Annotated in this window: 14 protein-coding genes and 2 tRNA genes; 4 read left to right on the forward strand and 12 right to left on the reverse strand. The window is 61.7% G+C overall.

All coding sequences use genetic code 11. The features are described 5' to 3' along the window. Positions 1-16 precede the first annotated feature (16 nt). Positions 17-101, forward strand: a tRNA-Leu gene (locus JOD78_RS06010). Between the two features lie 258 nt (positions 102-359). After that, positions 360-444: transfer RNA gene (locus JOD78_RS06015), tRNA-Leu, on the forward strand. Between the two features lie 200 nt (positions 445-644). Here the strand turns inward: JOD78_RS06015 and JOD78_RS06020 are convergent. The 3 genes from JOD78_RS06020 to JOD78_RS06030 form a co-directional block, all read right to left on the reverse strand. Beyond that, a complete protein-coding gene (locus tag JOD78_RS06020; RefSeq protein ID WP_134040251.1) occupies positions 645-956 on the reverse strand; it encodes a hypothetical protein in 312 nt (103 codons plus the stop codon). 260 nt (positions 957-1,216) lie between these two features. Beyond that, positions 1,217-1,567 carry a hypothetical protein gene (locus tag JOD78_RS06025; protein ID WP_121041852.1) on the reverse strand — a complete coding sequence of 117 codons (351 nt, stop codon included), beginning with the start codon at positions 1,565-1,567 and terminating at the stop codon, positions 1,217-1,219. Positions 1,568-1,777: 210 nt separating this feature from the next. Then, positions 1,778-2,464: a hypothetical protein gene (locus JOD78_RS06030; RefSeq protein WP_134040253.1), complete on the reverse strand. Its 687-nt coding sequence runs from the start codon at positions 2,462-2,464 to the stop codon at positions 1,778-1,780. A 482-nt stretch (positions 2,465-2,946) separates the two neighbouring features. Between JOD78_RS06030 and JOD78_RS06035 the strand changes: the two genes are divergently transcribed. Continuing rightward, positions 2,947-5,166 (forward strand): alpha/beta hydrolase domain-containing protein, encoded by a 2,220-nt coding sequence (locus JOD78_RS06035; RefSeq protein ID WP_209566865.1) that lies wholly within the window; start codon positions 2,947-2,949, stop codon positions 5,164-5,166. 83 nt (positions 5,167-5,249) lie between these two features. Here the strand turns inward: JOD78_RS06035 and JOD78_RS06040 are convergent, their stop codons facing one another. Genes JOD78_RS06040 through speB form a run of 7 tightly spaced genes read right to left on the reverse strand, consistent with a single transcriptional unit; the run spans position 5,250 to position 12,307 of the window. Further along, entirely contained in the window at positions 5,250-6,194 is a 945-nt protein-coding gene (locus JOD78_RS06040; RefSeq protein ID WP_158601258.1) for a glyoxylate/hydroxypyruvate reductase A, read from the reverse strand. Positions 6,195-6,204: 10 nt separating this feature from the next. Then, a complete protein-coding gene (locus tag JOD78_RS06045) occupies positions 6,205-6,960 on the reverse strand; it encodes a class II aldolase/adducin family protein (protein WP_121041857.1) in 756 nt (251 codons plus the stop codon). A 1-nt stretch (position 6,961) separates the two neighbouring features. After that, complete coding sequence (locus JOD78_RS28200) at positions 6,962-8,491, reverse strand: amino acid ABC transporter permease/ATP-binding protein (RefSeq protein ID WP_121041859.1); 1,530 nt, start codon at positions 8,489-8,491, stop codon at positions 6,962-6,964. A gap of 30 nt (positions 8,492-8,521) precedes the next feature. Beyond that, a complete protein-coding gene (locus JOD78_RS06055) occupies positions 8,522-9,334 on the reverse strand; it encodes an ABC transporter substrate-binding protein (protein ID WP_121041861.1) in 813 nt (270 codons plus the stop codon). A gap of 51 nt (positions 9,335-9,385) precedes the next feature. Then, the gene (locus tag JOD78_RS06060; RefSeq protein WP_121041863.1) at positions 9,386-10,450 is read right to left on the reverse strand and encodes a 2-oxoglutarate and iron-dependent oxygenase domain-containing protein; all 1,065 of its coding nucleotides are present in this window, start codon (positions 10,448-10,450) and stop codon (positions 9,386-9,388) included. 2 nt (positions 10,451-10,452) lie between these two features. Continuing rightward, on the reverse strand, positions 10,453-11,346 hold the full coding sequence (locus tag JOD78_RS06065) for a TIM barrel protein (protein ID WP_121041865.1): 894 nt from the start codon (positions 11,344-11,346) through the stop codon (positions 10,453-10,455). A 10-nt stretch (positions 11,347-11,356) separates the two neighbouring features. Then, the gene (speB, locus tag JOD78_RS06070; RefSeq protein WP_209566867.1) at positions 11,357-12,307 is read right to left on the reverse strand and encodes an agmatinase; all 951 of its coding nucleotides are present in this window, start codon (positions 12,305-12,307) and stop codon (positions 11,357-11,359) included. A 166-nt stretch (positions 12,308-12,473) separates the two neighbouring features. Here speB and JOD78_RS06075 point away from each other — a divergent pair, with 166 nt between their 5' ends. Then, the gene (locus JOD78_RS06075) at positions 12,474-13,370 is read left to right on the forward strand and encodes a LysR family transcriptional regulator (protein WP_121041869.1); all 897 of its coding nucleotides are present in this window, start codon (positions 12,474-12,476) and stop codon (positions 13,368-13,370) included. A 42-nt stretch (positions 13,371-13,412) separates the two neighbouring features. Here the strand turns inward: JOD78_RS06075 and pbpC are convergent, their stop codons facing one another. Both pbpC and JOD78_RS06085 read right to left on the reverse strand, forming a co-directional pair. Next, positions 13,413-15,701 (reverse strand): penicillin-binding protein 1C, encoded by a 2,289-nt coding sequence (gene pbpC, locus JOD78_RS06080; protein ID WP_121041871.1) that lies wholly within the window; start codon positions 15,699-15,701, stop codon positions 13,413-13,415. Then, complete coding sequence (locus JOD78_RS06085) at positions 15,701-21,592, reverse strand: MG2 domain-containing protein (RefSeq protein WP_209566869.1); 5,892 nt, start codon at positions 21,590-21,592, stop codon at positions 15,701-15,703. The genes pbpC and JOD78_RS06085 overlap by 1 nt, the downstream gene beginning before the upstream one ends. Positions 21,593-21,596: the final 4 nt, after the last annotated feature.

A 21,596-nucleotide genomic window follows, 5' to 3' on the forward strand; every position in this document is an offset into this window, starting at 1 on the left:
CCGCTGATGCCAGAAGGCCCACGTGGCGGAATTGGTAGACGCGCATGGTTCAGGTCCATGTGCCGCGAGGTGTGGGGGTTCGAGTCCCTCCGTGGGCACCAGACATAAAAGGTCGGTTGATGAAAATCAACCGGCCTTTTGCGTTTCTTGGATTGGAAAATAGTTTTACTTGCTGATGGTTTCTTTGAAAACTATCTCTTCAAATTGTTAGTTTTTAGTAGCTCGCTTCATTCTTGAGCAGTCTTTTTTTACTTAGTTTTTTAAGAATAAAAAACTTAAAAAAACAGGTGACAACTTAAAAGTTTGCCCTTAGAATGCAGCCTCTTTCAAGCAATGCAGTTTGAACGCATTTGCAGAAGGCCCACGTGGCGGAATTGGTAGACGCGCATGGTTCAGGTCCATGTGCCGCGAGGTGTGGGGGTTCGAGTCCCTCCGTGGGCACCAAAATAGAAAAGGTCGATTGACGAAAGTCAGTCGGCCTTTTGTATTTTGGGGTCCACGAGCAAGGCGCCTGCGCGCCTTGCAAGGCCGGACGGGGTCGCGGGACGTGACCGAGGTCCTCCGTGGGCACCAAGCCCAAATATTTCTACAAATGCACGAATATGCATAGCTACTTTCTAACGAGTTATCTTGTTTAGCCCGGACTATTCCACACGCAAGCTAAGTTTTAGTAACAAGCCTGGCACAACCTTTTTAACAGACTTCGAGCTACCAGAGTCAACAGTATCAATAACCATCAAGTCTTGATAGCAACGAATAATAGTGTTGTTGGCTCTCAGAATGAAGGGTGCTGTCTTATATGAAGTGACATTGACCTTCCAGCCGACACGCTGCATCTCAAAAAAAGAAATTAAGTTCAGATAAACAGCATCATCCATCGGGAGTATGCGCTTCGAAATCAATTCTCCGTTGGGCGCATATGATTCCAGGATCACCTGTGATGGCAGTTCTTTCAAGGGACTCTCTCCATCGCATCCCGGCAATATGAAAAATAAGACCATCAGGAAAACCAATCGGCAAAGAGAATGTTGCATATCGACCGCCTAAAATTTGGAATCGCGTCCCTCGGAGCGAGCCCGAAGAATCTCTGCTTTATATAGTTGAACTGCGCTGCAGTAAAATCTCGACAGCTATTGGTCAAGGCATTGTAGGGAGCGACATCCAGTTACTCGACGGCTAACTCCATCTCATCTTGTGTCTCGCGGCAGGATCAAGCTCAAAGCGAGTGCAAATTATCAATCTCCAAATCAATACGCCCTGCACCGCGGTCGATTAACGTGCATTCCAACGAGAGGTCAGACCGGCCCTCCTCAGCCGTCCAAAGATCAAAGCGAACAGACCAGGTTGGGCTAGCGGCATTCCTGACTTCAATCGCATCGATACCGGCGAATGCAGTGTCGGGCGGAATAACCAACGTCCCACCGTATCTCAAGACAGCATCACGCATCAGGTCGGCGGAAAGGCGAATACCACGTGAACGGCACTGGGCCGCTTCGTAATCACCCGCGACTAGCCATGAAATGAGCTGACGAATCAGAGTGATAAGTCGTTGATCAAACGTGTTCATGTGTTCGCATTCCTGGAGATCCGGGTAGCTGTATCTGCACGATGCTAGCCGGGCAATATTCCGTTTCAGCTATATTTTCTGCGCCTGAGGAACGTCTTCTCAAGATCTGCTCCCGAGGGAGCTTTTAATTCCAGCACGGAAAACACGCGTCATGCCGCTTTTTCGAATGAAAGCCATGTCGCTGCCAATCGAGCGGCACAGCCTATTTCCTTACGTTCGCAAAATTCGACGCATTCTCTCTTTGTAATTTAAGGATCGTCTGTGCTGCCATTCGATATCGGGGTTAACACATGCATATTTCAGCTCACCTTTTTTCAGGGCCTCTTTCGCCTGAGCGATTTCACCATTGCGCATGGACAAAATAGCCGAATAGATAAATGGATCAGCCGATCTCGGCTTTCCCCCCTGCATTATGTTAGCCGGATATTCATCAATATTTTCGAGGGCATTCGCCAATTGATCAGGCCTCGATAGCGAAGAAATGAATGGAATTCCGAATGTATCCAAGTCTTCAAAAAATCTCATGCATCCAGATTCAAATGATTTCCGATAATCATCGCGGTAGTTTTGCATCAAGTCCGGGTTGTTGTTCCAACGCAGCCATAGCAGCTCCACGGACAATACCCCAATCGAATTCCCTTCCAAACCTGGCATCTCATCAAGCCACAAATCTTTTTCACGAAATTCTTCAGCCACATCTCGTGAGCATAAAATTATTGCGCTTCGAAAGGTGCTCTCATCCCATTGCGAAAGCGTTATTCTTGGAAAAATTTTTAGCCTGATCTCCGGATAGAAAATACACTGATTTTCATCATCGGACGCACATAATCTATAGCCGCGATCATGCATCCCTGAAATCAGGGATGACTTATTTTTGATCCAATTGGTAAATTTCATCTTTATATCGCTGCCGGTTAAGCAGCACTCTATTCAGCGGCCATCAGACTTCTGCCTCTGAGGTCGCTTTACCATGTCACCACATCCCCATTTTTTACGCGTCCAGAAGTGACAATCAAGCTGTCCCGATACTGACACTCATCAAGCTCCTTGGATTACCAAAGACTGCGCCGAAGCTCATTGCAATAGTGTAACCGGCGTCTTCAAATGCTTTCGCTTCCGGGTATCAAGGACCTGCCATTGCACGGCGCGTACACCTGTTTGCACAAAACTATTGCTCAGCTCGATACGCACTCAACTTCTCTCGCGTCACCAGCAGAAAACTTATCGGCGACGTCACTCACAGAACTGATCAATCATCTTTCCCTTGAGTCTGTATTCCATAAAGATGAAATCACCGAAGGTGACGCTAGCGATAAAAACCCGTCATCCCAGTTTGCGGTAGGCTTGGTCTTCCTCGTTCCCACAAAATCACGGAGACCATGAAAACCACCCTCACCTTGCTGGCCCTCGTCGCTGGCACGGCAGCCACGGGACAGACGCTCGCCGCCAACTCACCTGCCAGGCCGTCCGGCTACATCGACCAGCTTGAAATCACCCAGACCGCCGATGCCTTCGGTGGCGCAACGCCAGCCGGTGCGGCCGGCCCCTACCAGTTGATCTCGGGCGTCGTGCACGGCAAGCTCAATCCGCTTCACCCGGACAATGCCAGCATCACCGATCTCGACAAGGCCCCCAGAGACGCCCATGGCTACGGTTCCTACACGACCGACTTCGTGATCCTGCGTCCGAAGTCGGCGACCCAGGCACGTCGCGTGCTCTTCTATGACGTGGCCAATCGTGGCCGCAAGCTGGCCGAGGAATTCTTCATCGGCGGCAAATCCCTGCGCAACGGCCCGGCTCCCGGCGACACCTACCCTTCCCTGCTGCGCGCCGGCTACACCATCGTCTGGAGTGGATGGCAGGGTGATCTGAAGCAATCGGGCGCGGCCATCGACGGCGCACTGGGCACACAATTCCCGGTGGTCACGAACAAGGATGGTTCCGCCATCACCGGTCTGAGCCGCGAAGAATACATCCCCGACTTCCATCAGGGAAACAACGAATTCAAACTCTCGTACGCACCTGCCTCCCTGCGCGACAAATCGCAAGTGAGTTTCACCGTGCGCCAGACCTGGCGCAATGCGCAGGGCCAGCAGGATTACCAGGCTCCTTCTGCGCCGGTGACCGACTGGCATTACGAACCCAAGGCGGACGGCAGCGTGAACGTGGTCTTCACTCCGCCCGCTGCAGTCCCCGGCCCCGCAGGCGGGACCGTGCCCGCCGACCAGGGCAGCATCTACAGCTTCGTCTATCCCGCCGCCCATCCCAAGGTGATGGCGATCGGCTTTGCCGCGGTCCGCGACCTGGTGAGCTTCCTGCGCGATGCGCCTGCCGATGCCAGAGGCACGGCCAATCCCCTCAACGATATGAAGAACGCCGCCTGCGTCGAACAACAGTCCTGCACGGCGCGCGACAAGCGCAATGTTGACTTGACTATCGGTGAAGGTATTTCACAGTCGGGCCGCTTCATGCGCGACTTCCTCTACATGGGATTCAACAAGAATGCGCAGGGCAACAAGGTCTTCGACGGCATGATGGCCATCATCCCGGGCGGACGCCGCACTTGGATCAATGAACGCTTTTCCCAGCCAGGCCGCTGGTCCAAGGGCCATGAAGAACACTGGATGCCGGGCGACCAGTTTCCCTTCGCCTACAACGTGATGAAAGATCCCGTCAGTGGCGTCACCGATGGCTTGCTCAAGCGATGCACTGCCAGCGCCACTTGCCCGAAGATCATGCAGATCGATGGCAGCTTTGAATGGTGGGGAGGACGCGGTGCACTGGTGGTGACCGACGGCGCGGGCAAGGATCTGATCTTGCCGGACAACGTGCGCTATTACCTGATCTCAGGCACCCAGCACGCGGGCGGAGCCGGCATCAGGAATGGCGTGGTGAAGCGGAACGGCAAGGACAGCATGTGCCAGTTCCCGGCCAGCCCCGTAACGCAGGCTCCCGTGCTGCGCGCCATGATTCCGGCGATGGAAAACTGGCTGGCGAAAGACCGGTTGCCGCCACCCTCGCGCTACCCCACGGTGGCCAGCGGCACGGCGGTCACGCCGGACCAGGCCTCGATTGGTTTCCCTGCACTGGACAACGTACTGGTACCACTGGCCGACTCCTCGGGGACAGTCACGCCAACCCCACTGCAGTTGGCCTACAGCGGCATCCACAATCCGCTGGCCGTCACCGATTATCGCAACGCCATCCCGGTCGTGGATGTCACGCGGCCCTACCGCATTCTGGTGCCCAAGGTTGATGCCGATGGCAATGAGCTGGGCGGCATCGCCCAGCCGGAAGTGGCAGTACCACTGGCTACTTACACGGGATGGAACCTGCGCGCCGGCGGCCACGCGCAAGGGGAAACCTGCTCTTCGCTGGGCAGCGCAATTCCTTTCGCCGTGAGTGGTGCGAGCAGGAGCAGCAGTGATCCCCGGCCTGCACTCGACCAGCGCTACCATGGCCGGGCAGACTATGCCGCGCAGATCAAGGCCGCTGGCGACAAGTTGGTGCAGGAAGGCTATCTGCTACCACTGGATGCCGAACACCTGTTTGCGGCTCATGCGCAACAGGTGTCGCCGCAATTGATTCCGCAACCCTGAGTGATGTTGCCGGGTCCATGGGCGCAGGCCGGCCCATGGACTGCATGTTCACGTATTCAGGTGAGGCAGCTTTCCGGTAGGCCCTAATACCCCAGACCGCGATCAACACCATTCAGCACAGGCTGCCCGCTGCGTACCCGCTGCAAATTGTCCAGAATCTGTCCGACGATCACCTCAGGCTGCGCACTCGACGCCATATGCGGCGTAACCACCACGCGCGGGTGCGACCACAACGCGTTGGATGCGGGCAACGGTTCCTGCGCAAAGACATCCAACACGGCCCCGCGCAAATGCTGCCGGTCCAGTGCTTCCAGCAGGTCCTCCTCCACCAGATGCTCTCCCCGGCCGCAATGCACCAGCGCTGCACCCGGCTTCATCGCCGCAAATACGTCGCGCCCCAGCAGCTTGCGGGTGGCATCGGTCAGCGGCAAGAGGCAGACCACGATATCGGGTGCCTGCAGGAATGCATGAAGCGCATCGTCACCGGCACAGGTGCTAACCCCATCGATGTGATGCACGGAACGCGACCAGCCACTGACAGTGAAACCCTGGCCTCGCAACACCCCGGCCAGATGGCTCCCCAGAGCACCCAGCCCCATCAGGCCGACATGGGTCTGATGCGCCGGCTTTTGCGTCGGGATCTTCCACACGCGCTGTACCTGCTGCTGCAGCGCCTGGTCCAGCGCGCGGTGGTAATACAGCACGGCCCACAAGACGTACTCGGCCATTCCTGCCGCCAGCGCGGGATCAACGATGCGGCACACCGGCACAAGAGGGTGAGCCCGCGCAGCGCCGAGCACATGATCGACTCCGGCTGCAATGGAAGAAATCAGGCGCAGATTGGGCAAGCGCTCGATGACCCCGGCCGGCGGATACCAGCCGGCGACCGCCTCCACATCGCCCGCATCGGGCAGGTCCGGCCACAGCCGCACTTGCAGCTCCGGCATGCGGCGCGCGGCCTCTTCACGAAACACCGCGTGCAGGTCGCTGAGGTCATCGGTCGCGCTGCAAATCAACAAGGTCGGCATGGCGTGGCCCTCAGTCGCGGTAGGAAGGATCCAGTCGGTCCAGGCGCCGCAGCCAGGCTTGCCACAGGATCTGGCGCTCATGTTCGACGCTTTGCAGCTGCTCGCAGGCGTGCTGGCTCAAGTGCGCGGCAATCTCGGTAACCGGTCCGGCGACTGTGGCCATTTGCGCGGCAGCCATCTGGATCTCGCACGCGCGATTGAGGTAGAACATGATCGCAAACGCATCGGCCACCGTGGCCCCCACTGACAAGAGGCCATGGTGGCGCAACAGCAAGGCGATGTTGTTGCCCAGCGATTGCTGGATGCGTGTACGTTCATCCAGATCGAAGGCCACGCCCTCATAGGCATGCACGCCGACCCGCTGGTGGAACTCGGTACTGATCTGGTTGAGCTGCAGCAGCCCCTGCTCGCAGGCTGCCACGGCCATGCCGGGCAGCGTGTGGGTATGCAGCACGCAGTGGGCATCCTCGCGCGCCATGTGCACGGCACTGTGGATGGTGAAGCCGGCGACGTTGTAGTCGGCCTTGCCCGATACCACGCGGCCTTGCAGGTCCACCACCAGCAGGTCGCTGGCACGCACTTCGTCAAACATCAGCCCGAAAGGATTGATGAGGAAACGGTCCTCCTCGGGGGCCGCGTTGTCCGCACGCGGCAGCCGCACCGAAAAGTGCGTGTAGAGCGTGTCATCCCAGCCGAACAGTGCGGCCAGCCGGTAAGCGGCCGCCAGGTCGCGGCGCAGGACGAGTTCATCGGGTGTCGTAGTCATCTCAAGCATCCAATCCCATGAAGCGGCGCACGCGCAGGGTAGCGGCGTCGGTTGCGGTGGCCTCCCGGATCTGCCGGGGCGAAGCATCCAGTTGCACGCGGCCGTTTTCCATGAACAGCACGCGGTCGGAGATGGTCAGCGCAAAGTCCATCTCGTGGGTGACGATCACCATCGTCATGCCCTCCTGCGCCAATTCCTGGATCACCTTCAAGACCTCGCCAACCAGTTCAGGGTCCAGTGCCGAGGTCGGTTCGTCAAACAGCATCACGTCAGGCGACATGGCCAGCGCCCGGGCAATGGCCACCCGTTGCTGCTGGCCGCCGGAGAGCTGGTGCGGGTATTTGTGCTGGTGCGCCAGCAGGCCCACCTTGTCGAGCAATTGCAGGGCCCGGGTCTGGCGCAGCGCCGGCTCGCCCGGCTGGCGGTGGTAGCGCGGTGCCAGCAGCACGTTGTCCAGTACGCTCAGGTGCGGAAACAGGTTGAAACCCTGGAACACCATGCCGATACGGCCGATGCCATTGCGTACCAGGCTGGACTCCAGCGAGGCGTTGGCGCTGATATAGCCTTCGCCGAAGAGGATGATTTCACCCTGGTCGATCTTCTCCAGCGCATTGATGGTGCGGATCAGCGACGTCTTGCCGGAGCCCGAAGGACCGATGATGGACACCACCTCGCCCGCCCTCACGCTCAGGTTCACGCCCTTGAGCACCTCATGCGCACCATAGGCTTTATGGATGCCGATCAGCTCCAGTGCACTCGGCTGCCCTGCCGCCTGGGGCACTGCCGGTGCGACAGGCGGTTTGCCGAGATGGCTGCGCAAGGCGCTGCACTGGTCCTCACTGAGGGTTGCGGGATGGCGCTTCTGGAGATCCAGGCGCCGCTCCAGCCAGCCCAATAGCGTGCTGAAGAGAGTCACCAGCAGCACGTAATACACGGCCACGCCAAGCAGGGTTTCCATCACCAGGAAATTCTGCGAATACAGGCGCAGGCCCGTCATCAGCAACTCCGGCAAGGAGATCACCGACACCAGCGACGTGAGCTTGATGATGGTGACGTATTCGTTGATGAGAGTGGGCAAGGCAATGCGGAAGGCCTGCGGCATGACGATCAACCGCATCGTGCCCAGGCGGCTCAACGCCAGTGCTCGCCCTGCTTCGCGCTGTCCGCGTGCAACCGACTGCAGGCCGCTGCGATGAATTTCCGCCATGTAGGCCGCCTCGGTCAGCACCATGGCCACCAGCCCGGCAAAGAAGGGATCACCGACAACGGCGCGGGTCAGCGGAAAAATTTGCGGCAGGTTGAAGACCACCACCACCACGACCAGCAGCGGCAGGCTGCGGAACAGCCAGATATACAGCCCGGCGGCCCAATTGATCCAGCGCGTGCCGGAGGTACGGGCGCAGGCCAGCAAGAAGCCCAGCACCATGCCCAGTACCCACACCAGCGAACCCAGTTCGACCACCGTGAGACACGCGCGCCAGAAGATCCCCATTGAAAAGAGGGACCAGAAATACGACCAATCCAATGCCATGCGAGGGCTCCCGGTGGTTCAAGGTCGACGTTACTTGGCGACTGCTACAGGCTCAAGATCGTATTTCTTGATGAGGGCCGCGTATTCCCCGCTGGCCTGTCCTGCCGCCAGCGCTTTCTGCAAAGCCTGATACAAGGCGGTATTACCCTTCTTGACGTAGATGCCCAGCGTCTGCGGATACACCAGGGCCGGCGAACTGATGACGATGCGGCCCTTGCTGCGCTCGGCCAGCATCTTGGCGGCACCGGCGATTTCCATCTGGGCCTGGATGTTCTTCGACAGCAGGGCCTGCGAGGCTTCCGGCGCGGTCGGGAATTCGCTCACGGCCACGGCCGGCTTGCCCTGGGGCACACAGTATTCGGCCGAGAGTTTCTTCAAGGCGTTGACCCAGCTGGTCCCTGCTTGCAGGCCGACCTTGAGGCCACACAGGTCGTTTTCGCTCTTGGGCATGACGCCGCCATCCTTGGCCACCATGATGGCCGCACCGGTCTTGCCGTAGGCAATGGCATCAGCCTGAGCAGTGCGCTCGGGCGTGATGTACATACCGGAAATGATCGCATCGAACTGACCACCGCCCAGGCCCAGGATCAGGCTGGGGAACTTGGTATCGATGAAGGAAGGCTTGAGCTTCAATTCCCGGCCCAGCATCTCGGCGATGTCCGGATCGAAACCGACGACCTTGTCGCCCTGCCAGGATTCAAAAGGGGGATAGGTGATTTCCATGCCGACCTTGAGCTGGCCGGGGACCATGGTCTGCGCGGACGCTGCTACCGGCAGCAAGGCTGACAGGGCCAGCGTGAGCAGGTTGCGCTTGAACGAAATGCGGCGGGCGGTGTGGGTCATGGCGCGGAACTCCTTCTGTAAGCGGGCTAAAAAAGAAATGTGGACGAGATCTCAATGACCGGCCGTCGTCCGGGGCCGGGTATAACCAAAACTGCCGGGCTTCAATGCGTCCGCAGACATCGCCAACTCGCCTGCTTCCACCTTGCGCTTGAGGTAGGTATAAGTCTGCTGAGCCTGCGCATACATGTGTTCTCCGATGGACAGCTCACCGTAACGGGTCGCGTCTTCAGATCCGCTGGCAAATTGCGGCAAGGGGCTGATGCGCGTGTGATAGTCGCAGGCGAAAAACAGCGGGAAGGAATAGCGTTCCTGCTGCACCTTGCGCACGCGGTGCGACGTGGCGGGGAAGGCGCCCGCGGTCATCACTTCGAGCATGTCGCCGATATTGATGACGAAGGCTTCCTCGCCGGCCACCGAACAGGGTGGCGCGTCGATCCAGGCGCCCTGGTCGTTCATCACTTCCAGGCCGGGCTGATCGGCCAGCAGCAGGGTGAAGCATTCGTAATCCGTGTGGGCACCGATGCCGGGCGCATCGACCGCTTCCAGGTCGACCGGATAATGAATCAGGCGCAGCTTCGAGGGCGGACAGGTCACCAGGGACTCGAAGGCATCCTCGGGCTGGCCCAGCGCCAGGGCAAAGCCACGGAACAAGGTGCGGCCAAGCGCGAACACCGCCTCGTAATAACGGGAGACGGCCTCCTTGAAACCCGGTAGCTCGGGCCATTTGTTGTTGCCGATCAGGGGCGTGCCGGCCAGTACCAGCGGGTGGTCATCCGGCACCTCGAAACCGATGTCGAAGGCTTCCTTGTGATCGGGCCGGCCCTTGGAATAGACCTCTTCGCCCTCGGGCACATAGCCCTTGTGGCCCCAGGCATCGCCGATGTAATAGCGCATCTTCCACGGCATCGGCTGCGCAAACAGCGCGCGGCTGGCCTCGCGCAGGCCGGCGATCAACTGCGGATCGATCCCGTGGCCGGTGATGTAGAAAAATCCGACCTCGCGCGCCGCCGCTCCCAGCTGATCGGCAACCGCCTGGCGCTGTGCCGGCTCGTCGCGATAAAGGCCGCTGATATCGATCACGGGCAAGGCCGTGAAATTGCGCTGTCCGGTGTGCATGTTCAAACTCCTGCGGTAGAAGGCGACTGCGTTGATGACGAAGAACCGATGCCGTGCTGCTGCGACCAGCGTGCAAAATGCGCGCGCTCCTGCTGCGCCATCCAACGATTGAGCTGCCACAGGTCGGCCACGGGGCTGCGGGTATAGGGCAGCAGATGCAGGTAGCCGTCCGGACCGAATTCCGGCGTGAGCGTGCTGATGGCATAGCCGCTGGCGTGCTGGAAGGACCAGACCGTCTCCCAGATGCGCTGGTGAAATGCCAGCTCGGGCGCGTATTCGGGTGCGGCCGGATCAGGGACCTGCGGCCCCTGCGCATAGCCCACGCGCGCCTGCACATGGTGTACACGCTCAAGGAAGGGCGTAAGGTCATCCAGCGGGTCATCCAGCAAGCGCTCGCAGACCACGACCCAGTGGCTGATGTCGGCGGTGTAGCGCAGCCGGGGCAGCTGGCGCACGATGTCCAGCGTGATCCAGGGACTGTAGAGCGAACTGGCGCGATGGGTCTCGAAGCTGCAAGGCACGCCCGCATCATCAGCCAGGGCCTGCGCCCGCCCCAGGAAATCGACTTGTTCCGCCAAGGGCCAGCGGTCGTTGCCGGCCAGCAGGTTCACGAAACGGGGCTGCAGTTCCGCCGCCGCATCGAAGGCGCGCGCCAGGTGCTGCAAATGCACCTCCGGCCGGTCGGCCTGGCGCGGAACGACGTCCACGCCACTGAAGACGATGGCGATGTAATCCAGCGCCTCGGCCTGCAGGCGGTCGCGCAATGCGCGCCGCTCCTGCAGCGCCATCGGCAGGCGCGCTTCCAGGCCGCTGCAGCCGGCCTCGCGCAGTTCGGCCACGCAGCGGCTCCAGGGTTCTTGCATGCCCCAGCCGCTGCGAAAGATCTTCAGCTCCATGGCCGGCCTCTCAGCGGTAGGTCACGCCGGGCAGCACACACAGCATTTCGTAGAGCAGGTTCGCGCCCAGCTGCGAGGTATTGCCGCTCAAGTCATAGGGAGGCGAGACCTCCACCAGATCACAGCCCACGAGGTTCATGCCACGGCAGCCACGCACGATTTCCAGGGCCTGGATGGAAGTCAGCCCGCCCACTTCGGGGGTGCCGGTGCCGGGTGCCCAGGCCGGGTCGATGCCGTCGATGTCGAAGCTCAGGTAAACCGGACCGGTCCCGATTTGGGCGCGTACTTCTTCCATCAGCGGCGCCAGCGAGCGATGCCAGCATTGCTCGGCCTGCACGAGGCGGAAACCCTGGTCCACGCCCCACTGGAAGTCGCCGCTGGAGTAGCCCTGCGCACGCTGTCCGATCTGCACCACCCGCTTGCAGTCGAGCAAGCCCTCTTCCACGGCGCGGCGGAACGTGGTGCCATGGGCGATCTTCTCGCCGAACATGTCGTCATTGGTATCGGTATGGGCATCGACGTGCACCAGGCCGACCGGGCCGTGCTTGCGTGCAATGGCGCGCAGGATAGGCAACGTGATGGTGTGGTCGCCGCCCAGCGTGAGCGGAACGACCGGATGCGCCATCAGCTCCTTATACGCCTCTTCGATGACGCGGACCGATTCGAGCAGATTGTAGGTATTGATGGCGACGTCGCCGATGTCGGCCACCGACAGGGAATCGAAGGGCGCGGCACCGGTGGCCATGTTGTAGGGGCGGATCATCACCGATTCCGCGCGGATCTGGCGCGGACCGAAGCGGGTCCCCGCGCGCAGGGAGGTGCCGATATCGAGCGGCACGCCGATGAAGGCAGCATCCAGGCCCTCGGCGCTGTCCATCGCAGGCAGGCGCATCATGGTCGAACGGCCGGCAAAGCGCGGCATGTCGTTGCCGCTTTGGGGCTGGTGGAAGACTTTGGACATTGCGTATCACCCTTGTTCTGGCAGCAACATCAGGCTGCGATGGAGCGAATATACAATGGCCGATAGTTATCAAAAGATAGCTGTATTCAAATAATAAGTTGTTAAAATTCGAAACTGATTTCGGGCACTGAACGCGCGCCCTCCTCCATGCAAAGACGATTTATCCATGACCCCAGGCATCGATTTCAAGTTGCTGCGCATATTCGCCGCAGTGGTCCGCCACCAGGGATTCGCCCGGGCCCAGCAGGAGCTGAACCTGACGACCTCGGCCATCAGCACCTACATGGCCCAGCTGGAGAGCGATGTCGGCTTTACCGTCTGCCGGCGTGGACGAGGTGGTTTCGCGCTCACTGACAAGGGGGAACTGCTGCTGTCGGAAACGCTGCGCGTCTTGGGTGAGGTAGACAGTTTCGAGCGCTATACCCAGTCGCTCAAGGGCGAACTGGGCGGTACGCTGAAGATAGGCGTGCTCGATACGACGGTCACCGATCCTTCCCTGCCCATGGCGGAGGCGATCGGGATGTTTTCCAGCAAGTTTCCGGGCATGCACCTGAACCTGCTCATCCGCAGCCCCTACGAACTGCAGAAGGGCTTGCTGGACAATGAACTCGACATCGCGGTGGGCTTTTTCCCCGCCAAGGCCAATGGCCTGATCTATCAGCCGCTCTACCGCGAGCAGCAGTGGCTGTATTGCAGCGACCGGCACCCCTGCTTCCAGCAGCGCAACCTGCGCGCCTCGGCCGTCTCGGAAATGAGCGTGGTCAGCCGCAGTTACTGGAGCCAGACCGAGCTGAGCCGGCACGGTTTCAAGCGCAGCGTGGCCACGGTGGAAAGCATGGAAGCGCAGTTGATCCTGATCCTCTCGGGCCGCTATATCGGTTATCTGCCGGAGCACTATGCGCAGTCCTGGGTCGAGCAGGGACGGCTGAAGGTCTTGCTGCCTTCCGAGTTTGGCTACCAGTCGCAGTTTTCCCTGGTGCTGCGCCGGGGCCGCAGCCGCGAACTGCCTTTGCAGGCAATGCGCGAACTGCTGCAGACCGGCAAGCGGGGCAGCAAGCGCTAGAAATGGGCCAGAAGGGATCTGTGCTGGGCCATGCAGCACGCATTATTTGCGCGCTGGTCCACCAGCCTTGGATTCATTGCGCACTACCGCCCCCCTGACCTCGAAGCGCACGCTATCGAGCAGCTTGCCCTGCTTGTCCTGCAGCACCAGCACATGCTTGCCGGGCCAGGGCATCCAGTCGAAGTCCAACGCTTCTTCCCCTGCGGCCGTAAGGTTGGCCGCCACCTTCTGCGCCTGTACCCTGCCCGCCTGCATGACCTCCTGCGGCATCAGCTTGCCATCGAGCATCCAGCGGCTGCCCGCAGGCGCGCCCTGAGCGCGGAAGCGGATGCGCTGACGCGCCGGCGGGATATCGGGGTCCAGCGCTGCGAGCATGCCTGTGGTGGGATAAGTGATGGCGGGACGAATATCGCGCGCATGCGCCAGGCGGATCTCGGCCTGGCCGGTGCCCGGTAAAAAATATTCGGTGCGCGCTGCTTCCACATCCTGCTCGTAACGGATCATCTGCGCCTCCACGCCGGCCGGTTTTGCGGGCGGGCCGTTGCCCGCATCACGTCCGCCGTTGCGGCCTCGTTCATGCAGATATTGCATGACCTCCTGCCACACCGGTGCCGCACCGGTCACGCCGGACACGTCCCACATCGGCGCGCCAGAAGCGTTTCCGACCCATACCCCTACGGTATAACGCGAGGAATAGCCGACACACCAGTTGTCGCGCATGTCCTTTGAAGTACCGGTCTTGACCGCCGTCCAGATACGGGTGGACAGCGCATTCTCCAGGCCGAAGGTGCGCGCGCGCGCACTGCGGTCGGAGAGGATGTCGCCGACGATGTAGGCGGCATCGGCGTCCATCACCTGCGTGGTACGCGCTGGCGTGCGCGCTTCATCGAGCCGGGTGCGCAAGGGCGTGTAGCGGCCTTGATTGGCCAGCACGCGATAGGCATTGGCCAGGTTGGCCAGCGTGATGTCGGCGCTGCCCAGCGCGAGGCTGTAGCCGTAATAATCACCGCTCTCGCGCAGGTTGAAACCTAGCGCCTGCAAGCGCCGGAAGAAGCGCTCGGGCGTCACCATCACCAGCGTGCGCACCGCAGGGATATTGAGCGAGGAACCCAGCGACGTGCGCAGGCTCACCAGTCCCTTGTATTGCTTGTCGTAGTTCTGCGGAATGTAGAGCCCGGCCGAGGTGGCCAGGTTGACCGGAGAATCATCCAGCAGGGACGCGGCCGTCAGCCATTTCTTTTCGATGGCCAGTTCGTAGAGGAAAGGCTTGAGCGTCGAGCCCGCCTGCCGCTGCGCCACCACCCCATCCACATTGGCCGCCGCCGACAGCGGGCCGCTGGAACCGACCCAGGCCAGCACCTCGCCGGTGGCATTGTCGATGACGATGACGGCACCATCCTCGATGTTGCGCTCGGCCAGTCCGGCCAGTTGATGACGCAGGGCTTGCGTGGCAAAGCGCTGCAAGGGCGCGTCCAGCGTGGAACGCAATTGCTGCCCCGGTGCATTCAAGAGCTTGCGGGCCAGATGCGGCGCCAGCTGCGGTGAATCGCTCGTCCCCGGCAAATCACGCTTGGCGGACACGCGCGCCAACGCCAGCTCGGTGCGGCCATCCATGCCGCTGCACTGCTCGCCTGCGCCCTCTTCCTTGAGAATGGCGCAGGCGCGTTCGGTCACGCGGCGCGGCGTCGCATTGGGCGCACGGATCAACGCGACCGCGATGGCCGCCTCGCCCTGGTCGAGTCCGCTCGGATGCTTGCCGAACATCACGCGCGACAGCGCATGCACGCCTACCAGCTCGCCCCGGAAGGCTACCAGGTTGAGATAGGCTTCCAGGATCTGGTCCTTGCGCCAGTTGCGCTCCAGCGATTGTGCAATCCACGCCTGCGATACTTTCTGCGTGAGCGAACGCACGCCGGACTTGCGGCGCAGATCGTCATAGATCAAACCCGCCAGTTGCATCGTGATGGTGGAGGCACCGCGTGTCTTCGTATTCCACAGGTTGCCCCAGGCCGAGGCAGCTACAGCGCTCCAGTCGATGCCGCTGTGCTGGTAGAAACGCCGGTCCTCGGAGGCCACCAGGGCATGCCGCAGCGCCGGGGATACGTCTTCCAGTTTGACCCAGGACAATTTGCGCTCGTCCATATTCACGCGCATGCGCTGCAACAGCTCGCCGTTGCGGTCCATCAGGCTGGCCTCCGAGGGCAGGAAGTCGCGCTGTACTTCGCTGAACGATGGCACGGCACTGGCTGCGGTGGGCATCAGCAGAGCCAGCACCAGCGCGCTGATCGAAACCAGCGCGCCAGGCCGGAGGGTGCCTGCGGTCAAGCGCATCACTGCGCCGCCTTCACGACCAGCTTGCCATTGGGGACTTCACCGAACATTTCCGGCGCATACATCGCTTCCACCCGCGTGGGCGGCAGATTGAATTCACCCGCATTGTTCAGGCGCACCGTGTAGCTGATGCTGGTGCGGCCCTTGGGCATGGCCTCGTAATACGCGCGGTAGGCTTCGAAGCTGCGCTCTTCATAGGCCAGCCAGCCCATGCCACGATCACGCGGGGCCTCCTGCTTGCCCTGCGCGATGGCGGAGTCGCGGCCCAGGCCGGAACCCAGCAGGGTCGCACCGCCCGGCACCGGATCACTGACCACGACCCAGGTCATCTCGGCTTGCGCGTCGATGTCCAGCGTCACGCGCAGCACGTCGCCACGTGTATATACACCGGCCTGCTTCTGCTCGATGGCCTCGACCTTGCGGGTGATGCGATAGCCGGCCGCAAAAGGCTGCTTCAAGGGGACTGCAGCCAGGCTCTGCAACGTCACCCAGGGCTTGCCGTTGCCCTCTTGCGCCAGGCGTACGCTGCCACCCTGCGCATTGCCTTCCGGCCAGGGCAGCTGCAGCTTGCCGCCGTTGGTAGCACCGCTCCAGGCCAGGCTCTGGGTGGCGGCGCTGGTGCCGTTCTGCTCCAGCGTGGCACGGGTGGTGCCGGTGACGGGTTCGGATTCGAACTTGCGCGCGAATTTCTCCAGCGCCAGGCTGCCCCAGACGTTGGCCGTGGTGGTTCTCCAATGACCGCGCTGCTGACGGCCGATGGCACCGGCGATCAGGCGCGGCATGTCCTCGCGCCAGGCCGGGTTGTTCAGCTCCAGCAGGATCAGGCGGTTGGCGTTGGCATCGGCGCTGCTCATGAGCCACCACCAGTAATCGCTCTCTTCATTGGAGAAGCCCATGCGCGTACCCTGGAAGTTCAGGCGGGCACGCAGGATCTGGTCTGCCTGCTCCAGCTTCTTGTCGCGATCGGGGATGGCAGAGACGCGCTGCAGGATGCCGATCCAGTCCAGCAGGCCCGAGGTGGGCCAGACGTTGGGATTGATCTGGATCGAACCCAGCATCGCGGGTTGCACACGGTTGTAGCGCGACAGCGCTTCCAGGGCGGCCAGCTTGCGCACGTCCAGATCCTTTTGCGGCGACCAGAAATCGCGCATCACCTTGCCCTCCACAAAAGCCGCAAGACCATCCAGCATCTTGTCGCGGCTGCCTTGCGGGATGGCATAGCCGGCTTCGTTGGTGGCAGCCAGCAGATAGGCCGTCAGCGTATCGCTGCCGCGGCGCGCGCCACTGTCGCTGGGCGGGAAGTAATACGCCAGGCCATCGCCATCCAGATAGGTCGGCAGGTCGGCCACGATCTTCTGCCATGCCGCTTCATCGCGCAGGCCGATGGCCTTGGATGTCTTCTGCTCCAGGCAGGCGAAGGGATAGTTGACGAAGTAACGCGTGAGCGCATCGCTGCCACCGGCCAGGCTGGGCTTGAGCGAGAGCGCCAGGCCACCGCGTCCCGGCAGGCTGTCGGCGGGTCGCGCGACGTTGATGGCGGCACTCTTGTCCAGCTGGAACAGCGTGGCCTGCTGCACCGTGACCGGCACGGCCGGGACGACGCGCTGGGTGAACTTCATGGCGTCTCGCGCTTTCTGTCCGCCCTGCTCCTGGGCGCTGATTTCCCAGGCCAGCTGGTTGATGCCTTCCGGCGTCTGCACCGGCCACATGACTTCGGCCGACTGTCCGGCTGCAATCTTCATCTCACGTTCCGGCAGAGTCAGCGTGCTCGCCGGCGTACCACCTTGCGCACGCGCGGCGACCTTGATCGTCATATCGTGCGTGGTGGTATTGCGTACGGTGACGCTGCCGTTGAAGTTGTCGCCCTCGCGCACCAGCGGCGGCAGGCCGGAGATGACCTGCACATCCTGCGTGGAACGAATGCTGATGCTGCCGGTGCCGAAGTCACTGATGCCATTCTCGGCGATGGCGACGATGCGGAAGGAAGTCAGCGCATCATTGAGCGGCACATCCAGCTGTGCCCGGCCCTCGGCATCCAGCGTGACATTGGGCTTCCATACCAGCAAGGTATCGAACAGTTCACGCGTGGGCGCCCGGCCACCGCCCCCGCCAGCGGGCGTGGCCTTCTTGCCGTAGTGGCGCTTGCCAACCACCTGCATCTGGGCCGTTGATGTTTCGACGCCGTAGCTGCGACGTTGCAGCATGGCGCGCAGCACATCCCAGCTGCCATTGGGCTGCAGTTCCAGCAGGGCTTCATCGACGGCGGCCAGGGCGAATTCACCACCGGCGGCGGGCTTGCCGTTGGGCAGTTTCACTTGCACTTGGACCTTGGCCGTGGCGCGGATGGGATACGCCGGCTTGTCGGTGCTGACGGCCACTTGCAGACGATGGCCCGCGTCACCCACGTTGACTTCGGCGATGCCGAATTTCCAGGCCGGTTTGGAGAGATCGACGATGGGGCCCGGTCCCTGGTATTCGCGGAATTCATGCCACCAGTTGATCGGTTCCTTCCAGCCCCAGATGAAGAAGGAATACCACGGCACCTCGCGCATGCGGCCGCGCACGGCCAACACCGACACATACACGTTGGGACCATACTCGGCCTTCATCGGCACGCTGATGGTGGGATCCTGGCCGGACAGCTGCACCACGCGCGTATCGATCACGCCTTCACGCTCCACCGCGACCAGCGCGGTAGCGTAGCGGAACGGCATGCGGACCTGGAAGTTGGCGGTCTCGCCGGGCTGGTAATTCTTTTTCTCGGGCAGGATGTCGATGCGGTCCTGGTTCTCGCCATCGAACCAGACTTCGCCGCGTCCGGTGACCCACACCGAGGAACGGGCGGCAGCCGCATTGCCATTGCCATCCTTGGCGCTGGCGATCAATTCCACATTGCCCGCTTCGGACAATTCGGTATCGCAGCTGAACATGCCATGCTGGTCGCTCTTGCCGGAGCAGAGCTTGCCGAGGTCCTGCTTGCTCTCGTCGTTTTCATAGGCGTAGAAGCCGCCGACCATGCGCTTGCGGTGCGAATTGGTCTTGCGCGCCAGGCCACGGATTTCCACCGGCACACCAGCTTGCGGCTGGCCAGCGGTATTGAGGGTGACGGCGGTCAGCGTGAGCTTCTTCTTCACCGAGACCCAGTTGCCGGTGCGCAGGCCCACCACCACCGCCGACGGCCACAGGGGCGTGACGTTGGAGATGGTCTGCACTTCGCCATTGGGGTCGCTGTAGGTCATCTCGGTGAGCAGTTCCTGCGGGCGTTGCAGCGCGGGCAGCTTGCCGATGACGGCGCGGCCGGCACCGTTCTTGTCGAGCGTGACGGCGAGTTTGTCGGCGACGATCTTCTGGTCATCAGCATTGCTGTCATCGTCATTACGCGGCGCATCGAAGGAGAAACCGTCGTAACCCGTGATGTTGACCGAACGTGACCGCAACAACGACGACACCCGCACCGCCTGGTTGGCAGCCGCACCGCCATTGATGTAGTTCAGCTGCAGATCCAGCGGCAGCTCCTTGATGGCCACTTGCGCGCCCTTGGGTGGCGTGATGCGCCCCTGCATCAGGGGCAGGCGGAATTCCTCCACGCGGAAGCTGCCGGTGACGTAGGTGCCGCGGCCGTAGCCTGCTTCATTGTCGCCGTCATCGGATTGGCCATTGGCATTGCTGCCGGCAGCGGGATCGACCGTGCCCTGGTCGAGCACAACCTCGTAGCTGCCCAGCTTGGCTTCCTTGGGCAGGGTGAAGCTGGTCTCGGCGCTCTTGTTGCCGCGCCAGTTCAGCGGGAACTGGTATTGCTGGCCGCTGCCGAGATGGCTGATGCGCACCCGCGTAGGCAGGTCTTCCTTGCGCATGAGGCCGAAGCCTTGCATGGTCTCGGTGCGGATCACGTGCTTCATCGAGACGGTCTCCCCGGCGCGGAACAGGGTGCGGTCGAAGATGGTAGTGGCGCGTGTGGTGGCCGACTTGTCCATGTCGGTCGGCAAATTGAAGCGCCAGGATTCGATGCCTTCATTCCACGAGGTCAGCGCAAAGGCCATGTCCTGGCGGCCCTTCTCATCGGTCTTGCGCGCGCTCACGAAGAGGCCGCTGATCTTGTCGGCGTTCTCCGCGCTGTAGCCGCGGTTCACGCAGGCATCTTCCAGCACCGGCATCATGGCCACGCCGCTGGCGTTGGTCTTGCCCTGCCAGAGCTGGGTGCCGTCGCAATTGGAGACGCGGATCTCGGCATCGGCTACCGGTTTGGCATCGTCCAGCCGGGTTACCCAGACGGCGCCATTGGCGCGGCCCAGCTTGACGTGCACCGACAGGTTGGTCACCAGCGCGCTGGTGCGCACATACATCGGCTGCGGCTTGCCCAGCAGCGACGCGCCCAGCTTCTGGGATTCCAGTTCGACCACGTAGAAGCCCGGATCCTTCAGGGGAATGCCGATCACTTCAAAGGGCCATTCGCCCTCCTTGGCGTCCTTCTGTGCAGGCAGATCGAGTTTCTTCGCACCGGGTTCCTTGGCCAGCAGGCTGACGCTGCGCGTATCCACCTTCTTCGGATCGCCCCACTTCTCGTGATACTTGTTCAGGCGCGTGAGCCAGGCGATGACGGCCTTGTCGCCATCCACTTTCAGATCCGCGACCTGGCCGGGCATGGCGCGGCCGTCCTTGCCGCGTACCAGCAGCCCGGCTTCCACTCGGCGCAGGGTGACCGGCAGTGTGGGATCAGCGTTGAGCTCGATGATGCCAAAGGGGGCGGCCGGGAATTTGGCCAGCGGCGGGAAATCCGCCAGCGCCGATTTCAACGGGAAGGCTCCTGCATTGGCCAAGGTGCGCCCATCTTCATCCTTGAAGCCGGAAGGCAGGCTGATGGTGAAGTCGGATTTCTCCGGGAACGGCGGCTTGAAGCGCAGCTCTCGCACGGCTTCGTCCTTGTCGCCTTCCAGTGTGGGCTTGATCTTGCCGGTGGTGGCATTCATCACCACCTGCTCGGCCAGCTTGCGCGGCACCGGGGCCGAGAACGACAAGGTGACCGGCAGGATGGGCGAGCAGGCAGCGTTGGCGTTCTCGCGCTGGCACGAGAGGCTGGCGGCGAATTCGCTGCGCACCTGGAAATTGAAGACCTGCGGCTTGGAGGTCACGATGGCAGGCGCATTGGCAGCGGCAATGCCACGATCCCAGACCAGCTTCACGTGCGCCTCGTTGGGCAGGCGCTGCTGGCACTGCACGATGGTGACCGACGCCGGGTCCGAGCCCTTGGCGAACTGCTGCAGCAAGGCCTTGCGATCAGCGTCGCCGACGGCCTTGGTGGGGATGCGCTCATTGATGCCTTCGGCTTCGCAATACAGGTGGTCGCGAACCGTAGCCTCGGTGGCCGGCCCGTTCTGGAACAGGATGAAGGCCTGGTCTTCCGCAATCTGTGCGCCGCTGTAGGGTTCGACGCGGCTCACCGCCGGGCCGCCGGTACTGAACTGGAAGCGCGTCTTGCCGCTGACCGTGTTGCCGGCGACGGAACGGGCATCCGCACGCAAATTGAAACTGCAGCGGGTACCGGGTGGCAGGTCGCGTTCGAAGTCGTAGACCCAGTTCTTGTCATCAGCCCAGCGTGCCGTGCCGCTGATGGCGCAATCGGCATCGAAGGGCGAGGCCGCCTTGGGGTCGCCAAACTTGACCATGGATTCCGAGAAGCGCGCCCGCACCTGGCGGATGCGCTGCACTTCGCCCTGCGGCGAAAAGGACAGCACGCTGGCATTGGCCGCATGCGCAGCCGGTGCAGTGAGCGCCGTGACCGTGCCGAGGCTGAGCAAGGCCGCCCCGGCCAGCAGCAGCCCTTGCAGCGGTGCGCGGCACATCGCCGCGATCGATGGACGGCCTGTGGCCATGGCGTTTTCCGTTTGCTTCATCTTG

Origin of the sequence: Herbaspirillum sp. 1130, assembly GCF_017833835.1 — a bacterium.
In the GTDB taxonomy this organism is placed as follows: Bacteria; Pseudomonadota; Gammaproteobacteria; order Burkholderiales; family Burkholderiaceae_D; genus Herbaspirillum; species Herbaspirillum huttiense.

Coding starts and splice junctions, on each gene's coding strand:
- speB (WP_209566867.1), bottom strand. CDS start 12,307: ATGTCCAAAGTCTTCCACCAGCCCCAAAGCGGCAACGACATGCCGCGC.
- JOD78_RS06075 (WP_121041869.1), top strand. CDS start 12,474: ATGACCCCAGGCATCGATTTCAAGTTGCTGCGCATATTCGCCGCAGTG.
- JOD78_RS28200 (WP_121041859.1), bottom strand. CDS start 8,491: ATGGCATTGGATTGGTCGTATTTCTGGTCCCTCTTTTCAATGGGGATC.
- JOD78_RS06055 (WP_121041861.1), bottom strand. CDS start 9,334: ATGACCCACACCGCCCGCCGCATTTCGTTCAAGCGCAACCTGCTCACG.
- JOD78_RS06085 (WP_209566869.1), bottom strand. CDS start 21,592: ATGAAGCAAACGGAAAACGCCATGGCCACAGGCCGTCCATCGATCGCG.
- JOD78_RS06060 (WP_121041863.1), bottom strand. CDS start 10,450: ATGCACACCGGACAGCGCAATTTCACGGCCTTGCCCGTGATCGATATC.
- JOD78_RS06035 (WP_209566865.1), top strand. CDS start 2,947: ATGAAAACCACCCTCACCTTGCTGGCCCTCGTCGCTGGCACGGCAGCC.
- JOD78_RS06040 (WP_158601258.1), bottom strand. CDS start 6,194: ATGCCGACCTTGTTGATTTGCAGCGCGACCGATGACCTCAGCGACCTG.
- JOD78_RS06045 (WP_121041857.1), bottom strand. CDS start 6,960: ATGACTACGACACCCGATGAACTCGTCCTGCGCCGCGACCTGGCGGCC.
- JOD78_RS06030 (WP_134040253.1), bottom strand. CDS start 2,464: ATGAAATTTACCAATTGGATCAAAAATAAGTCATCCCTGATTTCAGGG.
- pbpC (WP_121041871.1), bottom strand. CDS start 15,701: ATGCGCTTGACCGCAGGCACCCTCCGGCCTGGCGCGCTGGTTTCGATC.
- JOD78_RS06025 (WP_121041852.1), bottom strand. CDS start 1,567: ATGAACACGTTTGATCAACGACTTATCACTCTGATTCGTCAGCTCATT.
- JOD78_RS06065 (WP_121041865.1), bottom strand. CDS start 11,346: ATGGAGCTGAAGATCTTTCGCAGCGGCTGGGGCATGCAAGAACCCTGG.